Consider the following 18683-nt stretch of genomic DNA (forward strand, 5'->3'; position numbering starts at 1 on the left):
CCCTCTTGACGAAAACTTACTTGACGCCCGGCTAGTTACAAGACTAGCTTCCCAGTGTAGTGAACTAGCCGGGCGGCAAGTAAGTAGCAGTGGCCGCGTGATCGTGGCCGGGGGAGAAGGACATCATGGTGGACACACCAGCGGCGGGGGCCGTGGAGACGGACGGCGGCAAACAGCCGAGGAGCGTGCGGGTGGTCCTGCTCGCCCTCATGATCGCGATGATGCTCGCGATGCTCGACAACATGATCATCGGTACGGCCATGCCGACGATCGTGGGCGAACTGGGCGGCCTGGAGCACCTGTCCTGGGTGGTCACCGCCTACACCCTGGCGACCGCGGCCTCCACGCCGGTCTGGGGCAAGCTCGGCGACATGTACGGGCGCAAGACCACGTTCATGACCTCCATCGTGATCTTCCTGATCGGCTCCGCGCTCAGCGGCATGGCCCAGAACATGGGCGAGCTGATCGGCTTCCGCGCGGTGCAGGGACTGGGCGCCGGCGGTCTGATGGTCGGCGTCATGGCGATCATCGGCGACCTGATCCCGCCCCGGGAGCGCGGCAAGTACCAGGGCATGATGGCCGCCGTGATGGCGCTGGCCATGATCGGCGGACCGCTGGTCGGCGGCACCATCACCGACAACTGGGGCTGGCGCTGGGCCTTCTACATCAACCTGCCGCTCGGCGTGATCGCCCTGGCCGCCGTCGGCGCCGTGCTGCACCTGCCGAAGAAGCGCGCCAAGGCCGGGATCGACTACCTCGGTGTGGCGCTGCTGACCGTCGGCATCACCGCGGTGGTGCTGGTCACCACCTGGGGCGGCACGGAGTACGCCTGGACCTCCGCGCGGATCATGGAACTGATCGGCCTCGGCGTCGCGTCCCTCGTCGGCTTCGTGTTCTGGCAGACCAAGGCCGCCGAGCCGGTGCTGCCGCTGCACATCTTCCGCAGCCGCAACTTCACCCTGATGTCCGTCATCGGCTTCATCACCGGCTTCGTGATGTTCGGCGCGACCCTCTTCCTGCCGCTGTACCAGCAGTCCGTGCAGGGGGCCTCCGCGACCAACTCCGGTCTGCTGCTCCTGCCGATGCTCGGCGCGATGCTGGTGACCTCGATGGTCGCGGGACGGGTGACCACCAACACCGGCCGGTACAAGGTCTTCCCGGTACTGGGCAGCGCGCTGATGATCGTCGGTCTGTATCTGCTGTCGACGATGGACACCGGGACCTCGCGGTTCACCTCCGGTGTCTTCATGGCCGTGGTCGGCCTCGGCATGGGCTGTCTGATGCAGATCACCATGCTGGTCGCGCAGAACAGCGTCGAGATGAAGGACATGGGTGTGGCGTCCTCGTCCACCACCCTCTTCCGCACCCTGGGTTCGTCCTTCGGCGTGGCGGTCATGGGCGCCCTGTTCAACAACCGGGTCCAGGACGTCATGTCCGAGCGGGCCGGCTCGCTGGGCTCCCAGGTGACCGAGCAGTCCGCCCAGCTGGACGCGGCGAGCCTGGCGAAGCTGCCGGAGGCGGCGCGGGAGGCGTACCAGTACGCGGTGTCCTCGGGCACCCACTCGGCGTTCCTCCTCGGCGCGGTGATCGCCGTGTTCTCGCTGGCGGCGGCCGTCTTCGTGAAGGAGGTCCCGCTGAAGGGCGCGGGCCCCGACAAGAGGGACAGCGACGACGGAGCCCCGTCCCCGGCGGCAGTGACCGAACCCGTCTGACGCCCCAGACACCCGAAGCCCCCGGAGGCCACCCGCCCCCGGGGGCTTTCGGGTCCCCGGGGCGTGGGCGCCGGGGGCGCCGTCGGTTCGTGGTCCCTACTGGCCCAGTACGGGATAGCTGCCGGTGTTGGTCGGGGCGTGTTCCGGTAGCCACAGGACGGCGGCCGCGCCTTCGGGCGGGGTGCTCTCCGGCGCCCCGGCCGGCCGTACGTTGCGGAAGGTCAGCCGTGCGCCCAGCACCCGCGCCTGCCCCGCCGCGATGGTCAGGCCCAGCCCGTGGCCGCGCCCGGCGCGGTCCGCGCTGCCGGTGCGGAAGCGGCTCGGCCCCTCGGCGAGCAGGGCGTCGGGGAAACCGGGCCCGTGGTCGCGGACCCGGATGACCCGGCCCTCCACGGTGACCTCGACGGGCGGCCTGCCGTGCCGGGCCGCGTTGGCGAGCAGGTTGAACAGCACGCGCTCCAGGCGCCGCGGATCGGTGGTGACCTCCGACTCGTGCACCACCCGCACGGTGGCGTCCGGGTCCTTCGCCGCCACCCGCCGGGCGACGAACTGGCCCAGCAGGATGTCCTGCAGTTCGGCCCGCTCGGAGGCGCTGTCCAGCCGGGCCACCTCCAGGACGTCCTCGACCAGGGTGCGCATCGCCCTGGCCCGGTCCAGCACCAGCTCGGTGGGCCGGCCCGGCGGCAGCAGCTCGGCCGCGGTGAGCAGACCGGTCACGGGGGTGCGCAGCTCGTGCGCGATGTCGGCGGTGACCCGGCGCTCGGCCTCCAGCCGCTGCCGCAGCGCGTCCGCCATCGCGTCCACCGCGCTGGCCAGGTCGTCGGTCTCGTCCCGCACCACCCCGCCGATCGCCTCGCGCACCCGGACGTCCGTCTCGCCCTTGGCGACCCGGTTGGCGGCGCTGGCCGCCTTCCGCAGCCGCCGCGACAGATGGCCCCCGATGAGCACCCCGAGCGCGCTGCCGCCCAGCACCACCGCGATGGAGCCGATCACCAGGGCCTGGTCGAGGTCCTTGAGGATGTCCGAGCTGTGGTCGGTGAAGCCGGAGTGCAGCGACATCACGTGCCCGTTCTTCAGCGGCACCGCCGCCCAGATGTCCGGCGACCCGTCCGGCCGGTCGGCCACATAGGTGGCCCGCCGCCCCGCCTCGGTCTTCTCCCGCAGCGCCTTCGGCAGCTCGGGATCGTCGATCTTGGTGTTGGGGAAGTTCAGCCGCCCCGACAGCTCGTAGTTGCGCTGGGCGATCATGATCCGCTCGTCGGCCAGATCACGCGCGTTGTCCAGCATCGACACCCGTGCCGCGTTGTGCACGACCAGGCTCAGCGCGATCGCCACCAGCGCCCCGACCAGCGCGATGGCCGCGCTGAGCTTCCACCGCAGACCCGCGCCTATGCCCATCCGGTCGACGCACGCCGCCACCAGGCGCCGGAAGTACCCCCTCATAGCGCTTCTCTCAGGCCTTCAGCTTGTAACCGAAACCGCGGACCGTCTCGATGCGGTCCTGGCCGATCTTCGTGCGCAGCCGCTGCACATGGACGTCGACGACCCGGGTGTCACCGCCCCAGCCGTACTCCCACACCCGTTCGAGCAGCTTGTCGCGGGAGAGCACCGTGCCCGGCGCCGCCGAGAACTCCAGCAGCAGCCGCATCTCGGTCGGCGTCAGCGCCACCGGCTGCCCCGCCCGGCGCACCTCCATGCCCCCGGTGTCGATCTCCAGTTCGCCGAACGCCAGCACACCCCCGGCGTCCGCCGCCGGTTCCTCCCGGCCGCCGTTCGCCCGCCCGAAGCGGCGCAGCACCGCGCGGATCCGGGCCACCAGCACGGCGCCGTCGAACGGCTTGGTCACATAGTCGTCGGCGCCCGCCTCCAGGCCCAGCACCACGTCGATGGCGTCGGCCCGCGCCGACAGCATGATCACCGGCACCATCGACTCGTCCCGTATGCGCCGGCACAGGCTCACCCCGTCCAGACCGGGGACCATGACGTCCAGCAGCGCGATGTCGGGACGGTCGGTGTGGAACGCCTCCAGGCCCGACAGCCCGTCGGGCTTCGCGGTGACCGCGAAGCCGTCCCGCTCCAGGGCCAGCTGGGTGGCCTCGCGGATGACGTCGTCGTCCTCGACGAACAGGACGTGGGTCTGGTCTGCCATCCCGGTGCTCTCAGTCCTCGTGTGCTCTCGGTCGGTGCGCGCCTGCGCCTGGCGGGCCGGCAAGGGTCCCTCCCGGGCCGGCGGGGGTGCTTCGCGGTCCCCCCACACGGACGCGGGGGCCGTGCGGCGGGTTCACCCGTGCCACCCCTTCACCCCTGCATCGGTCGGGGAGGCCCCGCCGGTTCACGTGGTGAGCCATGTCTCAGCTGTCGGGCACCGGAGTCGGCTCCGCGCCGGCCACCTGCCCGTAGTCGTTGTGGGTGCGGAACTTCTCGGCGAACCGGCCCGACTCCCAGCGGTACGTGATCACGTTCTCGCCGGACGGACTCGACACCGGGTCGCCCCGGTCGTACACCTGCTTGGTCACCACCAGGTCCCCGCGGTCGATCTCCCCGTACACCGGGGGCTCCTCGGCCGAGAACACGTTCACGTACGAGCCGCTCTGCTCCCGGTACACGTACGAGCCGACGCCCACCGCGTCCCCGCAGGTCAGCACGTTCACCACGACGTCGTCGACGGTCCCGCCGGTGAGGCTGCCGTAGCTGACGTCCACCGGGTACTCGTCGGCGACGCAGGGCTTCAGCTCCCGCTTGACCTCCGCCGAGACCTCCGGGTCGGCCTTGACCAGCCGGACCGCGTCCACCCGGTCGGGGGTCCGCGAGGGCTTGGCCGCCGCGGCGGGGGCGCTCGCCACGGACTCCGCGCGCGCCGGGCCCTCGTCCCGGGCGCCGGTGCCGCCCGTGCCGCAGCCGGCGGCGAACAGAACGACGGCGGCGAACACGGCCGTCACCGTGATCGCCGCCCGAGCGGTGCTCCGGGCCCATGCGGCCCCCGCGCCGGTCAAGCCGCGCAACGCTCCCGCTCCTCACGCTCCAGCGCGCGTGCGTCCAGATCGCGCGCCTCGAGCTCCTCGCGGAGCCGGGCGAGCGCCCTGTGCAGCGTGCTCTTGACCGTTCCGGCCGACATGCCGAGGGCGGCGGCCGTCTCGTCCGTGGACATCTGCTCCCAGTGTCGCAGCACCACGACACTGCGCTGCTTCGGGGCGAGCACCTTCAGGATGTCCATCAGCAGCGCGCGGTCCGCGTGCTGCTCGGTGGAGTCGTCCACGCAGGCGTCCGGGAGCTGCTCGGTGGGGACCTCCTCCAGCTTGCGGGCCCGCCACCACTCCGTCCGGGTGTTGATCATGACCCGGCGCAGATAGGCGTCGGCCAGCCGCTTGTCCTCGATGGTCTCCCAGCGGCCGTACGTCCGGGCGAGCGCGGTCTGCAGCAGGTCCTGCGCGTCGACGGGGTCCGGGACCAGGCGGCGGGCGCTGCGCAGCAGTGCGTCCTGCCGGGTACGGACGTACTCCTCGAACCCGAGCACCTCGCCCTGCGCCATGTCCTGCGCCATGGTGAACCGCCTCCCGCTCCCCGTCGCGGCCCGTCCGTGCGGGCCGGCCGCACTGCCTGTGATCCGTGGCCGTCGTGCCTTGCCGAGCACATGACCGAAGGTACGGAGGCGTTGTCACGGCACTGTCCGAAGCAGCCTGCGGGCAGCCCTCGGCTGTCCGTCGGTTGTGTAACGGAAGGAGGAACGGGGTGAAGCGGGCGGGCCCTCGCCGGGGGGAGGCTATGACCCTGGTCAGGTCAGGTCAGGTCAGGTCAGGTCAGGTCAGCGGCAGCCGGTACAGGCCACCCGGCAGCGGCTCCACCAGTCCGTCGGAGACCAGGCCGTCCAGGGCGCGGGCACGCTGCACCGGCTCGTGCCACACCCGGTCCAGCGCGGTCTGCGGCACCGGCGCGTGCGCCTCCCGCAGCACGGCCAGCAGCCGTCCGCGGACCTGGCGGTCCGTGCCCGCGTACGTCTGGGCGCGGCGCGGCGGGCCGTCGTGGGCCGGCTTGCCGGCCAGCCGCCAGGCGCACTGCGCGGCGATGGGGCAGCGCTGGCACGCCTCGTTCTTCGCCGTGCACACCAGTGCGCCCAGCTCCATCGAGGCGGCGGCCCACCGTGCGGCGGTCTCCGCGTCCTCCGGCAGCAGCGTGCGGGCGAGCCGGCGCTCGGCGGCGGTGGTGGCGTTCGGCGGGTACTGCGCACCGGTGACCGCGCGGGCGAACACCCGGCGGACGTTGGTGTCCAGTACCGCGTGCCGCTGCCCGTACGCGAACGACGCGACCGCGGCGGCCGTGTACTCCCCGATGCCGGGCAGTGCCAGCAGCTGGGCGTGGTCGGCCGGCACGTCGCCGCCGTGCCGTTCCGTTATGGCGACCGCGGCGCCGTGCAGCCGGAGCGCGCGGCGCGGGTAGCCCAGCCGGCCCCAGGCGCGGACCGCCTCGCCGGGCGCCTCCGCGGCGAGGTCGGCGGGGCGCGGCCAGCGGGCGAGCCACTGCTCGTAGACGGGCAGGACCCGGTTGACCGGGGTCTGCTGCAGCATGAACTCACTGACCATCACGCCCCACGCGCCGGCCTCCGGGCGCCGCCACGGCAGGTCCCGGGCGTGCTCGTCGAACCAGTCGATGACGGGGGCGTGCAGCGGCTCACCGGGAGCGCGCTCGGACACGGAATCGGCGGCGGTGCCGTACGGGGGTTTAGTGGGAGCAGTCATGGCCCTCCGATCCTCCCACGCCGGGACTCCCTTACGGGGGAAGCGCCACGGTGGTGAGCGGGGGAACGAGGAGCGGCCACCTGACGATCGACAGCAGTGGCACACCCGAGCCCGCTTGTAGCGTCGTGGCATGAAACGTGCCCGTCCCGCCGCGCCGGGCAGGGCCTGCCTGCTCTGGGCGGCCCTCGCGCTGCCGGCGGTCTGCGCCGACCGGATCGGGCTGAACGAGCCGCGACCGCCCTGGCAGCAGCTCGCCGGACTCGTCGTGCTCGCCGCCGCCACCGCCGTGGCCCGGCGGCGGCCGGCCGCCGCCTTCGGGCTGACGGCCGCGCTGAGCCTCGCCGTCACGCCCGCGCTGTTCAGCGTCTCCTACGGTCCCGCCCTCGCGGTGTTCGCCCTCCTGCTCGGGCTGCGGGCCGCGGCGACGGCCCCCGCGGCGCTGTGCTTCGCCGCCGTCGCCTGCGCCGGCACCCTGCGGATCGCGGTCGCGGGCCCCGACCCGGTGCCCGGGTGGCTGGTGATGACCGGCACCCTCCTCTTCGGCGGCGTCCTGCCCTGGCTCGGCGGGCGGTACTGGCGGCAGAGCCGCGCGCTCACCGAGGCGGGCTGGCAGCGGGCGGCCCGGCTGGAGGAGGAGCAGCGCCTCGCCGGGGAACGCGCCCGGCTGCGCGAGCGGGCCAGGATCGCCCAGGACATGCACGACTCCCTGGGCCACGAGCTGAGCCTGATCGCCCTGCGCGCGGGCGCCCTCCAGGTCGCCCCCGACCTCCCCGGCCACCACCGGGCAGCCGCGGCCGACCTGCGCGTGGCCGCCGCCGACGCCACGGACCGGCTGCACCGCATCATCGGCGTCCTGCGGGAGGACGACGACGAGCCCGCGCCGCTCGGCCCGGCCGGCGAGAACGTCGAACAACTCGTCGCCCGGGCAGCCGAGTCGGGACTGCCCGTGCGCTGGGAGAACGGCGGGCCGGACACGGCGGTGGCCACGGGCACGGTCGCCGAGCGGCTGCTGCACCGGGTGGCGAGGGAGGCGCTGACCAACGCGGCTCGGCACGCACCGGGCGCGCCCGTCGTCGTGGAGGTGACGGGGGACGACGTAGGGGGAGCGGCCGTCACCGTCACCAACGGGAAGCCGGCCGGGCCGGGTTCGCCCGCCCCCGGAGGCGGCTCGGGGCTGCGCGGACTGCGCGCCGCCGTCACCGCGGTGGGCGGCACCTTCGAGGCGGGTCCGCACGGCGACGGCTTCCGCGTCCGGGCGCACGTCCCCGCACGGGCGGCCACGGCCGCCGGGCCGCCCCGCGCCGCCTCCGCCCCCTTCACCCGGGCCCGCCGCCGTGTCGCCGCCGGTCTCGGTGCCGCCGCCGGCGCGGGCGCCGTCCTGGTCGGCGTCGCCTTCGCCTGGTACGCGTACTCCGAGACGCACTCGGTGCTGGAGCCCGCCGCGTACGCCGCACTGCGCCTGGGCACACCGGTCGCGGAGGCCGAGCCGGTGCTGCCCGACCTGCGCGTCCAGGACCCGCCGGCGGAACGCGCGCCCGCACCGCCCGTCGGAGCCGACTGCCGCTACTACCGCGCGAGCGGCGAGCTCTTCGTCTCCGTCGACCACTTCCGGCTCTGCTTCGACGACCAGGGGCGCCTGGTCGCCAAGAACGTGATCCCGCGTGTCGGCACGTCCGGCGAAGTGCGGGAGGAATACGAGGAGTTCGCACCGTGATCCGAGTCCTGCTGGCCGACGACGAGGCGATGGTGCGCGCCGGGGTGCGCGCCATCCTGGGGAGCAGCGGCGAGACGGAGGTGGTCGCCGAGGCGGGCGACGGCCGCGAGGCGGTCGACCTGGCGCGGGCGCACCGTCCCGACGTGGCGCTGCTCGACATCCGGATGCCCCGCCTGGACGGGCTCGCGGCCGCCGAGGAGATCGTCCGCGCCGTCCCCGGCACGGCCGTCGCCATGCTCACCACGTTCTCCGAACGCTCCTATGTGGCCCGCGCCCTGGGCGGCGGCGCCACCGGCTTCCTGCTGAAGTCCGGGGACCCGTACGAACTCATCGCGGGGGTGCGGGCGGTGGCGGGCGGCGCGGCCTTCCTCTCGCCCAAGGTGGCCCGGTACGTCATCGAGGGACTCGGCGGGGCCGACGGCGCCGGCCGGCTCGCCCGGGAGGCCGGGGCGCGGGAGCGCGTGGCGGTGCTGAGCCCGCGCGAACGCGAGGTCCTCGGCCTGGTCGGAGCGGGACTGTCCAATCCGGAGATCGCCGCCCGGCTGCATCTTGTCGAGGGCACGGTGAAGGCGTACGTCAGCGCGGTCCTGGACCGGCTCGGCGTGCGCAATCGCGTACAGGCGGCGATCGTCGCCCATGAGGCGGGCCTGGTGGCGGGATGAGCGCCCTCAGCGGTGCCGGTGCACGGCGTACGGGGGCACGGCGGGGGCCGCGGGTCGCGGTCCCGGCCCGGTGAGCCACCGCGCGGCGGGCGCCGACGAGGCGCGCACGGCCTCCGCGAGCCGGATCGCCGGACGGGTGCCGAGACGTACGACGGCGAGGGCGACGACCGCGCCCAGCAGCAGCCCCGCCGCCACGTCGTGCGGGTAGTGCACGCCGACGAACACCCGGGAGAACGCCATGAGCAGGGCCAGCGGGGCGGTCAGCAGCACGAGTGCGCGCCGGACCAGGACCAGTGCGAGGGCCGACGCGCCCGCGATCGTGGCGTGGTTGCTCGGGAAGGACCAGTCGCCGTGCGGCGGGCACTCCACCAGCGGCGGAGCGGCCCCGGTGACGGCCCGGCACGGACGCTCCTCCGTCACCCAGGACTTGAGCACCTCACTGCAGACGTACGCCACGGCAGTGGCCAGAGGTGCAAGTACCGCGATCGCGAAGGTGCGGGTGCCGGAGTGCCGGGCCCGCCACCAGCCGGCCACGAACAGCGCGACGAACACCAGCAGTCCGGCCTCCGTCCCGATCTCGGCGGTGAGCCGCACCCACGCGGGGGTGTCGTGCGCGTAGTCGGTGATGCCGCGGTAGAGCCCGCTGTCCACGAAGTCCATGGTCACGCACGGTAGGCGAGGTGGCGATACGGTCACACCCCGCGATCGTCGCGTGCCGTACCTGACGAAAGACAGGGGTGGTACGGCGGTTACCGGGATGATGATCCGGAAAAGTTGTGCGCGGAGCGGCGGGTGGGACGGGCGAACGTGCCGATCTCTCGTACAGTTTGCGCCGTGGGATCTCTGCGCAATCCGGTCGGGCCGCTTCCCTCCACGATCTACTGGCGTCGGAGGGCCGTACTGCTGTCCGTGCTGGCCTTGTTGGCGTTGTTGATCACCTGGGTCGTCCTCTCCGGCGGCGGTGGCGGCGGCGACGGCGAGAACGGTGCGAACGGCAAGAATCCCGTGCCCTCCATCACCCCGGGTCCGTCCGGTTCTGGGCCGGCGATCAGTCAGGCGCCCGGCGGGCGCGACGAGTCGGGGGACGGCGGATCCGACGGTTCCGACGAGCCGGGCGGCTCGGACGGGTCGGGTGGCTCGTCGTCGGGGTCCGGTGACGACGGGGCCAACGGCGACCCGGCGGACTCCGGTGGCGGCGAAGGCTCGGGCGGTGGTGCCGGCGACGGCGCGGGCGGCGGCTCCGGAGGCGGCACGTCGGCCGGGGTCGGCGCGGGCGACGCGCTGCCGGCCGGTTCGGGCTCCTCGCTGGCCAAGTGCTCGGCAAACGCGGTCAAGTTCACTCTGCGCAGCTCCCGCAACGCCTACGAGCCGGGACAGACGCCCACGTTCCTGCTCACCGCGCGGAACGTCTCCGGCAGCGACTGCAAGGTCGATCTCGGGCCGGAGAGCGCGGTGTTGACGATCACTCCGGCGAACGGCGACGACCCGTACTGGGCGTCCGACGACTGCCCGAAGGGTGCGCGGAGCCTGGTGTTCCGGGTGCCGGCGGAGGACAGCATCACCTACACCGTGAAGTGGGACCGCAAGGCGAGCGCGCCGGAGTGCGCGACGCCGAAGGCGGGGGCGGCCGGTGCGGGCACCTACCTGGTGGAGGCGAAGGCGCCGGGGTTCGAGAAGGTGCGGACGTCGTTCGTGCTGGAGGCGGACTAGGGCGCGACAGGCCCTGGCCGCCCGCGGCCGAGCGGGCGGTTCCCTAGACGTACCGCTCGAGGATCGAGCTCTCCGCCAGGCGGGACAGCCCCTCGCGCACGCTGCGCGCCCGCGCCTCGCCGACCCCGTCCACCGTCTGCAGATCGTCCACACTGGCCGCGAGCAGCTTCTGCAGCCCGCCGAAGTGCTCCACCAGCCGGTCGATGATCGCGCCCGGCAGCCTCGGCACCTTCGCCAGCAGGCGGAAGCCGCGCGGGGACACCGCGGAGTCCAGCGTCTCCGGTGAGCCGGTGTAGCCCAGGGCGCGGGCGACCGTCGGCAGTTCCAGGAGCTCCGCCTGGGGGAGCGCGTTCAGTTCGTGCAGGGCCTCGTCGACCGTGCGGGAGCGCTTGGCGGTGGGCTCGGGCACGTAGTCCCGCACGACCAGCTCGCGCTCCGGCTCCACGCCCGCGATCAACTCGTCGAGCTGGAGGGCGAGGAGACGGCCGTCGGTGCCCAGTTCGACCACGTATTCGGCGATTTCAGTGGCGATGCGGCGCACCATCTCCAGCCGCTGCGCGACCGCGGAGACGTCCCGGACGGTCACCAGGTCCTCGATCTCCAGCGCCGACAGCGTGCCGGCCACCTCGTCGAGGCGGAGCTTGTAGCGCTCCAGGGTGGCCAGCGCCTGGTTGGCACGGGACAGGATCGCCGCCGAGTCCTCCAGGACCCGGCGGTGGCCGTCGACGTACAGCGCGATCAGGCGCATCGACTGCGACACCGAGACGACGGGGAAGCCGACCTGCTTGGAGACGCGGTCGGCGGTGCGGTGCCGGGTGCCGGTCTCCTCGGTGGGGATGGTGGGGTCCGGCACCAGCTGGACGCCGGCCCGCAGGATCTTGGACAGGTCGGACGACAGGACGATGCCGCCGTCCAGCTTGCACAGTTCGCGCAGCCGGGTCGCGGTGAACTCGACGTCCAGCACGAAACCGCCGCTGCAGAGCGTCTCGACGGTCTTGTCGAATCCGAGGACGATGAGGCCGCCGGTGTTGCCGCGGAGCACGCGCTCCAGGCCGTCACGGAGATGGGTGCCGGGTGCCACGGCGCTCAGCGAGGCGCGCATCAGGCCATCGGAACCGGCACTCCCACCGGACTTTCCGGGAGCTCCTGCCCGGTCGTTGGCTGCCACTGCACTCCTCCGTCGCAGGTTCTGGGCGCCCCCGGTTCGTACGGACGGGCGAGACCTGGGCAAAGTCTACCGGCGCTGCTCCTCGTCCCGTGGGGCGTCTCGGCGACGGGAGCGGGGAAGAACCTGCAGCGCGTCCCCTATGTCCGCCACTTCCAGCACCTTCATGCCCGGCGGGACCTTGCCCGGATCGCCCGGAACCAGGGCGTGCGTGAAGCCCAGACGGTGGGCCTCGGCGAGCCTGCGCTGCACGCCCGTGACCCGTCTCACCTCGCCGGCCAGGCCGACCTCGCCGATCGCGACCAGGTTCTTCGGCAGTGGGGTGTCGCTCGCCGCCGACGCCAGCGCGAGCGCGACGGCCAGGTCCGCGGCCGGCTCCGAGAGCTTCACCCCGCCGACCGTCGCGGAGTAGATGTCCCGTTTGCCCAAGGCGCTGATGCGGCCGCGCTGTTCCAGCACCGCGAGCATCATCGACACGCGCGAGGTCTCCAGACCGGAGGTGGTGCGCCGGGGGGAGGGGATCTGCGAGTCGACCGTGAGCGCCTGCACTTCGGCGACCAGGGGGCGGCGGCCCTCCAGGGTGACGGTCAGACAGGTGCCGGGGACCGGTTCGGCACGTCTGGTCAGGAAAAGTCCGCTCGGGTCCGCCAAGCCCGTGATGCCCTCGTCGTGCAGTTCGAAGCAGCCGACCTCGTCCGTCGTGCCGTAGCGGTTCTTCACCCCGCGCACCAGGCGCAGCCGCGCGTGCCGGTCGCCCTCGAAGTGCAGCACGACGTCCACCAGGTGTTCCAGCAGACGGGGCCCGGCGATCGCGCCGTCCTTGGTGACGTGGCCCACCAGGAGCGTGGACATCCCGCGCTCCTTGGAGGCCCGGATCAGCGCGCCCGCCACCTCGCGCACCTGGGCCATGCCGCCCGGGGCGCCGTCGATCTCCGGGGACGCCACCGTCTGCACCGAGTCCATGATCAGCAGCGACGGCTTCACCGCGTCCAAGTGGCCGAGCACGGCGGACAGATCCGTCTCGGCGGCCAGGTAGAGATGGTCGTCGATGGCGTGGATGCGGTCCGCGCGCAGCCGGACCTGGCTCGCCGACTCCTCCCCGGTCACGTACAGCGTGGGGTGCTCGGCGCTCGCCGACTTGGCCGCCACGTCCAGCAGCAGCGTGGACTTGCCCACACCCGGCTCACCCGCGACCAGTACCACCGCGCCGGGCACCAGGCCGCCGCCGAGCACCCGGTCCAGCTCGGGCACGCCGGTGGAGCGGGCGGTGGCCTGACGGCCGTCGACCTGGCCGATGGGCAGGGCGGAGGTGGTGACCCGCCCGGGCGTCGTCGTACGGACCGCGGGCGCGCCGTACTCCTCGACCGTCCCCCAGGCCTGGCACTCGGGGCAGCGCCCGAGCCACTTGGCCGTCTGCCAGCCGCACTCGGTGCAGCGGTAGGACGGGCGGTCCTTGGAGCTCTTGGTACGGGCAGCCATGCAGCAAAAGGTAACGGCACCCTCTGACAACGGGAGCGCGCCCCCGGGGCGGCGGCCCGGCGGAGAGCGCAGCTCACGGGGCAGCGAAAGGTTCCTGTACCCGATAGAGGGATCGTTTCACCCGTACGGATTAAATGTGCTCAGGGTGCCGGAAAGCGCCGCCCCGCGCCGCCTACGGTCGCCGGATGACGAGCAGTGGCCCGGAGACCTCGACCCGTATGACCGGAGCACACCGGACGCACCGGGAAGTGCGTGACCGCGGGGCCGCGCGCACCCTGGCACAGCGGCCGGCCACCCGCTACGAGCCCCATCTGGACGGCCTGTTCACCTACTGCCTGTCCGTGCTGTGCGACCACGACGCGGCGACCGCCGCCCTGGCCGACATCCTCACGCTCGCGGAACGCCGCGCCCGGACCGCCCCGGGCGACCCCGGGGACCGCAAGGCCTGGCTGTACGCGCTGGCCCGCTGGGCGTGTCTGCGCAGGCTCGCCGAGGCCCGGCAGAAGCGGCCGGCCGGCCACGCCGCGGGCCGCCCCGGCCGGCAGCGGACGGCCGGGGACGCGGCCGCACCGGCCGTCTCCGAGGAGGTCAGGGAGCGGCGGCGCGGCGAACTGGCCGAGCTGGCCTGGCCGGAGGCCGCCGGCACCACACCCGAGCAGCGCGAGGCGCTCGAACTCGCGGTGCGCCACCGTCTCGCCGCGCCCCAGGTCGCCGCCGTCCTCGGCATCCAGGCGGCCGCCGCGCGCGAGCTGCTCGCTTCGGCGGCCTGTGAGGTGGAACGCACCCGCGCGGCGCTCGCCGTCGTGGAGACCGGCGCCTGCCCGGGCGTGGCGCACCTCACCGGCGACCGGCGGCTGGTGCTCAGCGCCACCCTGCGCCGCGAACTCGTCCGGCACGTCGACGACTGCCCGCGCTGCCGCCGTACCGCGGAGCGGGCCCTGCCGGGCCGCTGGCCCGGCACCAGCGTCACACCGGACGAGCTGCCCGTCCTGCCGGCGCCCGGCGCGGACCTGCACGCCGCCCTGGCGCACCCGCCCCGCGCGCGGGGCGCCGCGCCCCGCTTCGACCGGCGCGGCTTCCCGGTGGACGCCAGGGACCGGGTCGCCCGGCGGGACCGGCTGCGCGCCCGTGCCGTCACGACGACGGTGGTCGCCACCGTCGTCGCCGCGCCGGTGCTCGCCCTGTGGGCCGCCTACCGGGGCACGCCCGTGGGCGAGGCCCAGGACTCCCGCGCGGCCTCCGCGCGGGAGGACGGCGGCACGGTCGACCTCGGAGCCGAGGGAGGGGGCGGCTACGAGAACACCGGCAACGCGAGCACCCGGCCGGGAACGGGCTTCGGCGAGGACGGCGAGCCGGACGTCACCGTGGAGGTGGTGAGCGTCACCGGGGCCGGGCGCGAGGGCGCCGCCGCGCTGGGCGTCACGGCCGACCGCAGCGGCGACACCACGCTGGTCACCCTGACCGCGACGGGCGCCGAACCGGTCCGCTGGTCCATGTCTACGGGAGCGTCCTGGCTCTACCTCAGCCGGTCCTCGGGCAGGCTCGCCCCCGGCGAGTCGGTGACGGTCCGGGTGTACGTCGACCAGTTGCGCGAGCCGTCCGGCCACTGGAGCGCGACCGTCGCGGTCTCGCCCGCCGGTTCCGCCGTGACCATCGAGGGGTACGGCCCCGCCCCGGCCGGCGGCCCGCCCTCCGGCCGCCCCGGGGCTCCGGGCACGGCGCACCCCGGCACCCCGAGCGAGCCCCCGCCGTCCTCGTCCGGTCCGGAGCCGACGCCCACCGCACCGGCGCCCTCGGAGCCCGCGCCGGGGGACTCGACGCCCCCGTCCGGCCCGGACCCCACGACGGGCGGCCCGACCCCCACCGGCCCCAGCCCGTCCGGCCCGGTCACGACCGGCCCGGAGGAGGAGCCCCCGCCGCCCCCCCGGCGACGGCACCCCGGGCCCGGTCACCTCCTGAGGCCCGTCCGGGCCCGCGAGCCGGTGTCAGGCGGGGTCCGCCGGGTGCGGGGCCAGCAGGGGCAGCTGCGAGGCCAGCCGCTCCTCGCACAGCTCGACCAGCCGGTCGTAGCCCGCCTTGCCCATCAGCTCGGTCAGCTCCGCGCGGTAGGAGACGTACACCGGGTCCCCGGCGCCGTGCGCCGAGGTGGCCGAGGTGCACCACCAGTGCAGGTCGTGACCGCCCGGGCCCCAGCCCCGCCGGTCGTACTCCCCGATCGACACCTGCAGCACCCGTGTCTCGTCGGGCCGGTCGATCCAGTCGTAGGTCCGCCGGACCGGCAGCTGCCAGCACACGTCGGGCTTGGTCTCCAGCGGCTCGCGGCCCTCCTTGAGGGCGAGGATGTGCAGCGAGCAGCCCATGCCGCCCGCGAAGCCCGGCCGGTTCTGGAAGATGCACGAACCCTGGAAGGGACGGGTCTGACGGTCGCCGTCCTCGTCCTCGGACACCCAGCCGTTCTCCGTGCCCTCCGCGTGGTGCTGCCAGATGTCGGGCGTGAGCCTCGCCACATGCCCGGCGACCCGCTTCTCGTCCTCCTCGTCGGAGAAGTGGGCCCCCAGGGTGCAGCAGCCGTCGTCCGCGCGGCCCGCCTGGATGCCCTGGCAGCCGCTGCCGAAGATGCAGTTCCAGCGAGAGGTCAGCCATGTCAGATCGCAGCGGAAGACCTGCTCCTCGTCCGCCGGATCGGGAAACTCCACCCAGGCCCGCGCGAAGTCGAGGCCCTTCTCGTCGTCCACCGGACCCCTTCCCGGCGTCTGCGGAGCCGCCACCGGTGCGGTCACTCGCGAAGAACCCTCGGCCGGCCCGGCCTTCTTGTCCTTCTTGTCCTTCTTGGCCTTCTTGTCCGGCTTTTCGGCCTTCGCCTTTTTCGTCTTTGGCACCCGTCCAGGGTAAGACGCCCGCGCCCGCAGCGGGGACCGGCTCGGCCACCGCGGAACGGCCGTCGCACCGCGCGCCGGGCAGTAGCGTTCCGTACATGAGACTCGGTGTCCTCGACGTGGGTTCGAACACGGTGCATCTGCTGGTGGTGGACGCGCACCCCGGCGCGCGCCCGCTGCCCGCGCACTCGCACAAGACGGAACTGCGCCTCGCCCAGCTCCTCGACGACGACGGGGCCATCGGCGCCGACGGGGTCGACAGGCTGATCGCGGTCGTCCACGAGGCGCTGCAGGCCGCCGAGGACAAGGGCGTCGAGGAGCTGCTGCCGTTCGCGACCTCCGCGGTGCGCGAGGCGGAGAACGCCGACGACGTCCTCACCCGCGTGCGCGAGGAGACCGGCGTCGAGCTGCAGGTCCTCAGCGGCGCGGAGGAGGCCAGGCTCACCTTCCTCGCCGCCCGCCGCTGGTTCGGCTGGTCGGCGGGGAATCTGCTCGTCATCGACATCGGCGGCGGCTCCCTGGAGATCGCCTACGGCATGGACGAGGAGCCCGACGCCGCGGTGTCGCTGCCGCTGGGCGCCGGCCGCCTCAGCGCCGCCCGGCTGCCCGGCGACCCGCCCGCGCCGGAGGACGTACGGGCGCTGCGCCGCCATGTGCGGACCGAGATAGCCCGCACCGTCGGCGAGTTCAGCCGCCTCGGCGCGCCCGACCACGTGGTGGCCACCTCCAAGACGTTCAAGCAGCTCGCCCGGATCGCCGGTGCCCCCGGCTCCGCCGAGGGCCTCTACGTCCAGCGCGAGCTGAAGCGGGAGTCCCTGGAGGGCTGGGTGCCGAGGCTCGCCGCCATGACCACCGACGAGCGCGCCGAACTGCCCGGGGTCTCCGACGGCCGGGCGGGCCAGCTGGTCGCCGGGGCCCTGGTCGCGGAGGGCGCCATGGACCTGTTCGGCGTGGAGCGCCTGGAGATCTGCCCCTGGGCGCTGCGCGAGGGCGTGATCCTCCGCAGGCTGGATCACATGGACCAGGGATAGCGGCCCGCCGCCTATGGCAAACACCACAACGGCGAACGGGGACCCCGCACCCACCCGACCCCACCCCGTAACCTGAGGCTCGTGGCAGAACCAAGGGACGTAGTCCGCATCCCGGATGCGAAGGTCGCCCTGTCGACGGCCTCCGTCTACCCGGAGTCGACGGCGACGGCCTTCGAGATCGCCGCGCGCCTCGGGTACGACGGCGTCGAGGTCATGGTGTGGACCGACCCGGTCAGCCAGGACATCGAGGCCCTGCGCAGACTCAGCGACTACCACCGCATCCCCGTCCTGGCCGTCCACGCGCCCTGCCTGCTCATCACGCAGCGCGTGTGGTCCACCGACCCGTGGACCAAGCTCCAGCGGGCCCGGGCCGCCGCCGAGAAGCTCGGCGCCGGCACGGTCGTCGTCCATCCCCCCTTCCGCTGGCAGCGGCAGTACGCGCGGGACTTCGTGGACGGCGTCTGGCGGATGGCGAACGAGACCGACGTGCGGTTCGCGGTGGAGAACATGTACCCCTGGCGCTACCGCGACCGCGAGATGCTCGCGTACGCACCCGACTGGGACGTCACCAAAGAGGACTACCGCCACTTCACGATCGACCTCAGCCACGCCTCGACCTCCCGCACCGACACTCTGCGGATGGTCGACCGCATGGGCGACCGCCTCGGCCACGTCCACCTCGCCGACGGCAGGGGGTCGGCCAAGGACGAGCACCTGGTGCCCGGCCGCGGCGACCAGCCCTGCGCCGAGGTGCTGGAGGGCCTGGCGCTGAGCGGCTTCGACGGCCATGTCGTCATCGAGGTCAACACCCGCCGCGCGATGTCCGGCGCGGAGCGCGAGGCCGATCTGGCGGAGGCGCTGGCCTTCGCCCGCCTGCACCTGGCCTCCGCGCTGAAGGTACCGCGGTCATGACCGGAGCCACCGCGGGCGACAGCGCCGGCGCCTCCGCGCCCGGTGACGGCACCGCCCGGCGCCGCGGCCGCCCCCCGCGCACCGAGTCCGCCGGCACCCGGGACCGCATCCTCGACGCGGCCCGCGAGGAGTTCTCGGTACGCGGATACGAGAAGACGTCCGTCCGGGGCATCGCCAAGGCGGCCGGCGTCGACTCCGCCCTGGTGCACCACTACTTCGGCACCAAGGAGCAGGTGTTCGAGGCCGCCGTCGAGGTCGCCTTCGCCCCGGCGCTGGCCGGGGCGGACGCGGTGCTCGAGGGCCCGCCGGACGAGGCGGGTGAGCGCATGACCCGCATGATCATCGGGCTCTGGGAGAGCCCGGTCACCCGGGTCCCGCTGCTGGCGATCGTCCGCTCCGCCGTGAACAACGAGACCGCGGCCGGGGTCTTCCGCCGGCTGATCGCCGGCCAGGTGCTGCGCCGGATCGCCGGACAGCTCGACCTCCCCGACGCCGAGCTGCGCGCCGAACTGGCCGCCGCCCAGCTGGTCGGGGTCCTGATGATCCGGTACGTGATCAGGATGGAGCCGCTGGCCTCGGCGGACGCGGAACGGATCGTCGAACGGGTGGCGCCGGTGGTCCAGGGACACCTCACCGGGCGCTGAGAGCCTCCCCCGGCTGAGACATCCGTCCCGTATCCCGGACGTCGC

At 73.7% G+C, this 18683-nt stretch carries 16 protein-coding genes and 1 pseudogene; 8 read left to right on the forward strand and 9 right to left on the reverse strand.

What is annotated here, in order from left to right; genetic code table 11:
• The first annotated feature begins 125 nt into the window (after positions 1-125).
• The gene (locus tag CNQ36_RS19670; RefSeq protein WP_121546959.1) at positions 126-1712 is read left to right on the forward strand and encodes an MDR family MFS transporter; all 1587 of its coding nucleotides are present in this window, start codon (positions 126-128) and stop codon (positions 1710-1712) included.
• Positions 1713-1808: 96 nt separating this feature from the next.
• On the opposite strand, the gene cseC is transcribed toward CNQ36_RS19670, so the two are convergent.
• The 5 genes from cseC to CNQ36_RS19695 all read right to left on the reverse strand — a co-directional run bounded on the left by cseC (position 1809) and on the right by CNQ36_RS19695 (position 6445).
• Complete coding sequence (gene cseC, locus CNQ36_RS19675; RefSeq protein WP_121546960.1) at positions 1809-3155, reverse strand: two-component system sensor histidine kinase CseC; 1347 nt, start codon at positions 3153-3155, stop codon at positions 1809-1811.
• 10 nt (positions 3156-3165) lie between these two features.
• The gene (gene cseB / locus CNQ36_RS19680; protein WP_121546961.1) at positions 3166-3861 is read right to left on the reverse strand and encodes a two-component system response regulator CseB; all 696 of its coding nucleotides are present in this window, start codon (positions 3859-3861) and stop codon (positions 3166-3168) included.
• Positions 3862-4063: 202 nt separating this feature from the next.
• Positions 4064-4714 carry a hypothetical protein gene (locus CNQ36_RS19685; RefSeq protein WP_040906487.1) on the reverse strand — a complete coding sequence of 217 codons (651 nt, stop codon included), beginning with the start codon at positions 4712-4714 and terminating at the stop codon, positions 4064-4066.
• A complete protein-coding gene (locus CNQ36_RS19690; RefSeq protein WP_004928027.1) occupies positions 4702-5241 on the reverse strand; it encodes a SigE family RNA polymerase sigma factor in 540 nt (179 codons plus the stop codon). The genes CNQ36_RS19685 and CNQ36_RS19690 overlap by 13 nt, the downstream gene beginning before the upstream one ends.
• A 268-nt stretch (positions 5242-5509) precedes the next feature.
• Positions 5510-6445, reverse strand: coding sequence for an HhH-GPD family protein (locus CNQ36_RS19695; protein ID WP_121546962.1), 936 nt, complete (start codon positions 6443-6445; stop codon positions 5510-5512).
• A gap of 130 nt (positions 6446-6575) precedes the next feature.
• On the opposite strand from CNQ36_RS19695, the gene CNQ36_RS19700 reads away from it, so the two are divergent.
• Together CNQ36_RS19700 and CNQ36_RS19705 are read left to right on the forward strand one after the other, a co-directional pair.
• Positions 6576-8159 carry a sensor histidine kinase gene (locus CNQ36_RS19700; protein WP_121546963.1) on the forward strand — a complete coding sequence of 528 codons (1584 nt, stop codon included), beginning with the start codon at positions 6576-6578 and terminating at the stop codon, positions 8157-8159.
• Positions 8156-8821, forward strand: a complete 666-nt coding sequence (locus CNQ36_RS19705; protein WP_121546964.1) for a response regulator transcription factor — start codon at positions 8156-8158, stop codon at positions 8819-8821. Before CNQ36_RS19700 ends, CNQ36_RS19705 begins: the two co-directional genes overlap by 4 nt.
• Before the next feature lie 6 nt (positions 8822-8827).
• Here CNQ36_RS19705 and CNQ36_RS19710 read toward each other — a convergent pair whose 3' ends face one another.
• On the reverse strand, positions 8828-9481 hold the full coding sequence (locus CNQ36_RS19710; protein ID WP_206278476.1) for a phosphatase PAP2 family protein: 654 nt from the start codon (positions 9479-9481) through the stop codon (positions 8828-8830).
• A gap of 174 nt (positions 9482-9655) precedes the next feature.
• Between CNQ36_RS19710 and CNQ36_RS19715 the strand changes: the two genes are divergently transcribed.
• A complete protein-coding gene (locus CNQ36_RS19715; protein ID WP_121546966.1) occupies positions 9656-10531 on the forward strand; it encodes a hypothetical protein in 876 nt (291 codons plus the stop codon).
• A 43-nt stretch (positions 10532-10574) separates the two neighbouring features.
• On the opposite strand, the gene disA is transcribed toward CNQ36_RS19715, so the two are convergent.
• Together disA and radA are read right to left on the reverse strand one after the other, a co-directional pair.
• On the reverse strand, positions 10575-11699 hold the full coding sequence (gene disA / locus CNQ36_RS19720) for a DNA integrity scanning diadenylate cyclase DisA (protein WP_004928018.1): 1125 nt from the start codon (positions 11697-11699) through the stop codon (positions 10575-10577).
• A 66-nt stretch (positions 11700-11765) separates the two neighbouring features.
• Positions 11766-13175 carry a DNA repair protein RadA gene (gene radA / locus CNQ36_RS19725; RefSeq protein ID WP_004928016.1) on the reverse strand — a complete coding sequence of 470 codons (1410 nt, stop codon included), beginning with the start codon at positions 13173-13175 and terminating at the stop codon, positions 11766-11768.
• 185 nt (positions 13176-13360) lie between these two features.
• On the opposite strand from radA, the pseudogene CNQ36_RS35320 reads away from it, so the two are divergent.
• A pseudogene (locus tag CNQ36_RS35320) lies at positions 13361-15109 on the forward strand (BACON domain-containing protein); the annotation flags it as partial.
• Positions 15110-15160: 51 nt separating this feature from the next.
• Here the strand turns inward: CNQ36_RS35320 and CNQ36_RS19735 are convergent.
• Positions 15161-15955, reverse strand: a complete 795-nt coding sequence (locus CNQ36_RS19735; protein WP_228313144.1) for a DUF3109 family protein — start codon at positions 15953-15955, stop codon at positions 15161-15163.
• A 194-nt stretch (positions 15956-16149) separates the two neighbouring features.
• On the opposite strand from CNQ36_RS19735, the gene CNQ36_RS19740 reads away from it, so the two are divergent.
• The 3 genes from CNQ36_RS19740 (at position 16150) to CNQ36_RS19750 (ending at position 18638) form a co-directional block, all read left to right on the forward strand.
• On the forward strand, positions 16150-17082 hold the full coding sequence (locus CNQ36_RS19740) for a Ppx/GppA family phosphatase (RefSeq protein WP_004928008.1): 933 nt from the start codon (positions 16150-16152) through the stop codon (positions 17080-17082).
• An 81-nt stretch (positions 17083-17163) separates the two neighbouring features.
• A complete protein-coding gene (locus CNQ36_RS19745; protein ID WP_121546968.1) occupies positions 17164-17994 on the forward strand; it encodes a sugar phosphate isomerase/epimerase family protein in 831 nt (276 codons plus the stop codon).
• The gene (locus CNQ36_RS19750; protein ID WP_121546969.1) at positions 17991-18638 is read left to right on the forward strand and encodes a TetR/AcrR family transcriptional regulator; all 648 of its coding nucleotides are present in this window, start codon (positions 17991-17993) and stop codon (positions 18636-18638) included. The genes CNQ36_RS19745 and CNQ36_RS19750 overlap by 4 nt, the downstream gene beginning before the upstream one ends.
• Positions 18639-18683 lie beyond the last annotated feature (45 nt).

Source organism: Streptomyces fungicidicus (assembly GCF_003665435.1).
In the GTDB taxonomy this organism is placed as follows: Bacteria; Actinomycetota; Actinomycetes; order Streptomycetales; family Streptomycetaceae; genus Streptomyces; species Streptomyces fungicidicus.

Excerpts from the sequence above, each read along its gene's own strand:
- CNQ36_RS19670 (WP_121546959.1), top strand. The coding sequence starts at position 126 with ATGGTGGACACACCAGCGGCGGGGGCCGTGGAGACGGACGGCGGCAAA.
- cseC (WP_121546960.1), bottom strand. The coding sequence starts at position 3,155 with ATGAGGGGGTACTTCCGGCGCCTGGTGGCGGCGTGCGTCGACCGGATG.
- cseB (WP_121546961.1), bottom strand. The coding sequence starts at position 3,861 with ATGGCAGACCAGACCCACGTCCTGTTCGTCGAGGACGACGACGTCATC.
- CNQ36_RS19690 (WP_004928027.1), bottom strand. The coding sequence starts at position 5,241 with ATGGCGCAGGGCGAGGTGCTCGGGTTCGAGGAGTACGTCCGTACCCGG.
- CNQ36_RS19695 (WP_121546962.1), bottom strand. The coding sequence starts at position 6,445 with ATGACTGCTCCCACTAAACCCCCGTACGGCACCGCCGCCGATTCCGTG.
- CNQ36_RS19700 (WP_121546963.1), top strand. The coding sequence starts at position 6,576 with ATGAAACGTGCCCGTCCCGCCGCGCCGGGCAGGGCCTGCCTGCTCTGG.
- CNQ36_RS19710 (WP_206278476.1), bottom strand. The coding sequence starts at position 9,481 with ATGGACTTCGTGGACAGCGGGCTCTACCGCGGCATCACCGACTACGCG.
- radA (WP_004928016.1), bottom strand. The coding sequence starts at position 13,175 with ATGGCTGCCCGTACCAAGAGCTCCAAGGACCGCCCGTCCTACCGCTGC.
- CNQ36_RS19740 (WP_004928008.1), top strand. The coding sequence starts at position 16,150 with ATGAGACTCGGTGTCCTCGACGTGGGTTCGAACACGGTGCATCTGCTG.
- CNQ36_RS19750 (WP_121546969.1), top strand. The coding sequence starts at position 17,991 with ATGACCGGAGCCACCGCGGGCGACAGCGCCGGCGCCTCCGCGCCCGGT.